The sequence below is a fragment of the Flavobacterium pedocola genome, assembly GCF_053764385.1.
This window is the reverse complement of sequence record NZ_JBSNCR010000019.1, coordinates 1-1,916: the sequence shown is the minus strand read 5'-3', so window position 1 is coordinate 1,916 and position 1,916 is coordinate 1. Positions and strand designations below refer to the sequence as shown.

The 1,916-nt window shown below is 46.7% G+C and carries 1 protein-coding gene; it reads right to left on the bottom strand.

Features of this window, described 5'->3' with window-relative positions; all coding sequences use genetic code 11:
• Positions 1 to 15: 15 nt before the first annotated feature.
• Positions 16 to 1,916: T9SS type B sorting domain-containing protein (locus tag ACWPKD_RS15190; protein ID WP_455413539.1), on the bottom strand; the 1,901-nt coding region annotated here is incomplete at its 5' end.

The window sequence follows — 1,916 nt, the reverse complement described above, 5'->3', positions numbered from 1 at the left end:
AAACTTCTTAATTTCTTAACGCTTCATTGAGAAGTGTGCTTTGAATAATCTTTCAGTTTGGGTCGACGGATCTATAAACTTAACCGTGAACCAGTAGTCTGTTGACGGTAATGGTTCTCCATTATAGGTTCCATCCCATCCTCCTCCGGCCGGAGTAATCTGCTTGATCAGTTTACCGTAACGGTCGAAAACAAGGATCTCCGCATTTGGCTGGTCTCTTAAATCCCAGATGTTCCAGGTATCCCAGATTCCGTCACCATTAGGCGTGAAGAAATGAGGATAGTTGATCAGATATACCGTTTCACTTAACTGCGTACAGCCGTAGATATCAGTAACCTCTACCTGATGCTCACCCGGTAATATATTGGTGAACACATTGGATTCCTGGAAGGCTCCTCCGTCCAGTGAATAAAGGTAATCTCCTGATCCGCCCGTAACAGTTACCGTAATAGTTCCGCTTTCCTCGAAAGCCACACTGGTAGTCAATGTCAATGCAGTACCTACGTTGTGTCCTACTACCGTTGCCGTTGCCGGTTCCGATGTACAACCTGTTGTAATATTAGTGATGATAACACTGTAATCCCCTAACTCGTCCGTCTCATCCACCAACACTGAACTGCCTCCCGCAATCGGGTTACCGTTCAAGGTCCAGCTGAACAAATAGTCCGCATCGCTTAATCCCGTATCCAATACTAAAGAAGTGAATGCATCACCGTTAGCATCGATACAGATCGTTCCTCCGGTTAAAGTAACTGTCGGAAGCGGGTTAACACGTACTCTGTAATCTGTAGTAGCTCCGTAACAACCGTTCAATACCGATTTCACACGATAGGTCACATAACCTACCTGATTGGTACTGTTGAACAACTGTTGAACAATAGTATACGGAACTGCTCCTGTTCCACTGGTCGCTCCTGTTACGTTGGTCACATTCACTACCTCCCACTCTATAGCAGTTCCTGCAATGATTGGGAAAGTATTCACAACGATATTGGTAGATTCCCCGCTACAGATTTCATAGATCGGCGTCGGTATCGGTGTTCCCGGTGTTGGATTCACCGTTACTACCGCAGTCTGCACCGGAGTTCCCGTACAACCGTTTCTAACCGGTGTGATCTCGAATTGGATGGTTCCTGCCGCAGTCGGGTTAGTTGCAATCAAAACAAGGTTGATGTCTCCCGTAGTACTGCTTCCGCTGGTCGCTCCTCCTTGAACCTGTGCATTGTTAGCATTGATTACTACCCAGTTGAAAACCGTTCCGCTTGGAGTACCGGTCACATCGATGTTTACCGTTTCTCCTGTACACAATTCAGTATCCGCTACCACATTACTGGTAATGGTTGGAATTGGGTTCACTATTATGGTCACCCTTTTTACTTCTCCTGTACAACCGTTGGCAACCGGTAAGATATCAAAGGTTATAGAACCACTCACTAGTGGGTTAACCAAACTAACCGCCTGGTTAATATTTGTTCCATCACCGCTGCTCACAAAAGAGTTACTGATATTACTGGTTGAAGCTGTCCAGGTATAAGTCGTACCCGGCACATTACTATTTAGGACAAAATCTAAAGTCGCTCCGTCACAAACCGGTGTAGTAACTGTTGGAGTCAATACCGGTAAGCCGTTAACCGTAATGGTACCCGTCGCAAATATAGCACCACAACCTCCTGTTAACGGAATGCTGTAGTTGAACGTACCTGATGCTGTTGGCGTTCCACTGATAGTAATCGTATTAGCTGCCCAAGTAGCCGTTACACCTGCAGGTAATCCTGTAGCTGCCCCGATGCCGGTAGCACCTGTAGTGGTATGTGTGATGGCAGTCATTGCCGTGTTGATACACAACGTTGGGGATGCCGATGCTGCACTTACCGTATTGTTCGGGGTTACCGTGATAGTGCCCGTAGCCGATACGC